Origin of the sequence: Actinoplanes sp. NPDC051633, assembly GCF_040681735.1 — a bacterium.
Taxonomy (GTDB): domain Bacteria; phylum Actinomycetota; class Actinomycetes; order Mycobacteriales; family Micromonosporaceae; genus Actinoplanes.
On the sequence record NZ_JBFAZH010001098.1, the window covers coordinates 1 to 2573 of the forward strand.

Consider the following 2573-nt stretch of genomic DNA (forward strand, 5'->3'; position numbering starts at 1 on the left):
CGGGCGGGTGCTGCTGGTGACCAGCCGCGGGCGGGCGTTCAAGGTGGACGTGCTGCCGCTGCCGGTGCTGCCCGAGCAGTCCGGCACGGTGTCGATCCGCGGCGGCATGTCGGTCTCCGAGCTGATCCCGCTGGAAAAGGGTGAGCGCGTGGTCGGCCTCGCGCCGCTCGGCGCCTCCGGGTCGCCGGGCCTGGCGATGGGCACGCGGCAGGGCGTGGTGAAGGTGTGCTCGCCCGAGTGGCCGGTGCGGTCCGACGAGTTCGAGCTGATCTCGCTCAAGGACGGCGACGAGGTGCTGCAGGCGACCTGGCTGGCCGACGGCGCGGAGTCGCTGGCCTTCGTCACGTCCGACGCGTCGTTGCTGCGCTTCCCGGCCAAGCTGGTCCGCCCCCAGGGCTTGAAGGGCGGCGGGATGGCGGGCGTCAACCTGGCGGCCGGCGCGGAGGCGCTGACCTTCAACGTCGTCAACACCGCGGACAGCGAGCACGGCGAGCCGATGGTGGTGACGTCGACCGGCACGCAGGTGAAGGTGACGCCCCTGAAGGTCTACCCGGCGAAGGGCCGGGCGACCGGCGGGGTGCGGGCGCAGCGCTTCCTCAAGGGCGAGACCAGGCTGACGGTCGCCTGGGTCGGCCCGCGGCCGGTCGGCGCCGGCACCAACGGCGACCCGATCGAGCTGCCGTCGCCGGACTCGCGGCGCGACGGCTCGGGCGAGGCGGTCCTGTTGGGCCCGCAGATCGTCGGCCACCAGATCGAGCGCGGATGACGGATCGGCTCGCCGCCCTCTACGCGGCCTTCAACGAGCGCGACGTGCCGGCGGTGCTGGCGGCCTTGTCGCCGGAGGTCGTGTGGCCGAACGGCTGGGAGGGCGGCACGGTCCACGGCCACGACGAGGTCGCCGCCTACTGGCGGCGGCAGTGGGCGGAGATCGAGCCGACGGTCGTGCCGACGGCCTTCGCCACCGAGCCGGACGGCCGGGTGGCGGTGACCGTGCACCAGGTGGTGCGGGACAAGGCCGGCTCCCTGCTGGCGGATCAGACCGTCACGCACGTCTACCGCTTCGAGGGCGACCTGATCGCCGAGATGGAGATCAGGGACTCCTGAACGCGGTGGGCCGGCGGATCACATGCACCTCGCGCAGGTGGGCGCCGGCTTCGTCGGTGATCGTCGTGAGCGGGGTCGCGCCCAGCTTGGCGGCGACGCGCGCCGACGGAGTGTTGTCTCGATGGAACAGCACGTAGATCTCCGGAAGTCCCAGCGTCGTGAAGCCGTACGCGAGAACGGCGCGGGCGGCCTCGGTCGCGTAGCCCTTGCCCCACTCGCCGGGGTCCAGACGCCAGCCGATCTGCACGCCGTCGGGCGCCGGCGGGAAGGACTCGGTGGTCTCCAACGAGACCCAGCCGACCGGGCGGCCGGTCGCCTTGGGCCGGATCGCCCACGCGCCGAAGGGGTGCCGGGTCCAGGCGTCGATGTGGAAGCGCAGGTATTGCTCCGCTTCGGCGCGGGTGAGTCCGCGATCCAGCTGGAAGGCGAGCGACTCCGCCTTGGCGAAGATGCGCGCGTAGTCGTCCAGGTCGTCGAGCGCCCACGGCCTGAGCCGCAGCCGCGAGGTTTCGAGCTTCATGATCACCACCATGCCGGGCGCCCCGCCACCTCCCCCACCCCGGCACTGGGTGGGCTCAACGTAGGGGTCGGGTACGACATCTTTCCGCGGTTGTCCCCAGCCGGTCGAGCCGCCCTGGGTGCAGCCGCGTCACCAGAGCGGACGGAGCCGGCCCGGAGCCGCCATGCGGGAGAGGTCGGCTCGCAGGGCCGCCAGCCGGCGCGGGCCCAGCGCCTCGGCCCAGGGGCGCAGGACCTCCTCGGCTGCCTCGTCGGCCGCCCGGGTGCACGCCCAGCCCTTCTCGGTGAGGACCACCAGCCGGGCCCTGGCGTCGGACGGGTGCGGCCGCCGCTCGACGTAGGACTTGGCCGCCAGGTCGTCCACCATCTGGCTGGCCGCCTGCTTGGTGATGTCGAGGTGGCGGGCGAGGTCGACCACCGTGGCGTGGCCGGAGGAGAGCAGCGCGAAGGCGAAGCCGTGGGCCGGGCGCAGATCGGTGAAGCCGCGGGCGCGTACCCCGGCATCGATCCCGTCGACCAGCGCGCGCGCCGCGCCGAGCAGGAGCACCGGAAGGTCCGCCAGATCACTGGACACGGAAAGAGTTTGACACAGAGGTCAAGCTGCTTGACCATATAGTCAATCTACTTGACCACTTACGGAGGACCGCAATGCCCGTGATCCGGGAGCAGGACGCCGTGCGGCATCACCTGCACGGTTCGGTGTTTCACTCGTTCGCGGCGCCCGCGTCGGGCAGTCGTGAGCTCTGCGCGTGGCGGCTCGAGGTCGCGCCCCACACCGCCGGGGCCGCCCACCGGGTCAGCAAGGAAGAGGTGTTCCTGCTGCTGACCGGGAGCCTCGACGTGACCCTCGACGGGACGACGTCGACGATCGAGCCGGGGGTGGCGGCGTTGGTGCCGGCGGGCGCCGAGGTGCGGGTCGACAACGTCGACGCGGACCCGGCGACGATGTG

5 protein-coding genes are annotated in these 2573 nt (G+C 72.4%); 3 read left to right on the forward strand and 2 right to left on the reverse strand.

Annotated features, from left to right (window positions below; all coding sequences use genetic code 11):
- Both AB0M20_RS37440 and AB0M20_RS37445 read left to right on the forward strand, forming a co-directional pair.
- The coding region (locus AB0M20_RS37440) for a DNA gyrase C-terminal beta-propeller domain-containing protein (RefSeq protein ID WP_364305527.1) at nucleotides 1-766 on the forward strand (766 nt) is incomplete at its 5' end.
- Nucleotides 763-1104 (forward strand): nuclear transport factor 2 family protein, encoded by a 342-nt coding sequence (locus AB0M20_RS37445; RefSeq protein WP_364305529.1) that lies wholly within the window; start codon nucleotides 763-765, stop codon nucleotides 1102-1104. The genes AB0M20_RS37440 and AB0M20_RS37445, both read left to right, overlap by 4 nt.
- Here AB0M20_RS37445 and AB0M20_RS37450 read toward each other — a convergent pair.
- Both AB0M20_RS37450 and AB0M20_RS37455 read right to left on the reverse strand, forming a co-directional pair.
- Nucleotides 1091-1624, reverse strand: coding sequence for a GNAT family N-acetyltransferase (locus AB0M20_RS37450; protein ID WP_364305531.1), 534 nt, complete (start codon nucleotides 1622-1624; stop codon nucleotides 1091-1093). The two genes, AB0M20_RS37445 and AB0M20_RS37450, sit on opposite strands and share 14 nt — an antisense overlap.
- A 129-nt stretch (nucleotides 1625-1753) precedes the next feature.
- The gene (locus AB0M20_RS37455) at nucleotides 1754-2197 is read right to left on the reverse strand and encodes a MarR family winged helix-turn-helix transcriptional regulator (protein WP_364305533.1); all 444 of its coding nucleotides are present in this window, start codon (nucleotides 2195-2197) and stop codon (nucleotides 1754-1756) included.
- 74 nt (nucleotides 2198-2271) lie between these two features.
- Here AB0M20_RS37455 and AB0M20_RS37460 point away from each other — a divergent pair.
- Nucleotides 2272-2573 (forward strand): cupin domain-containing protein (locus tag AB0M20_RS37460; protein ID WP_364305534.1); only part of this gene is annotated, 302 nt, incomplete at its 3' end.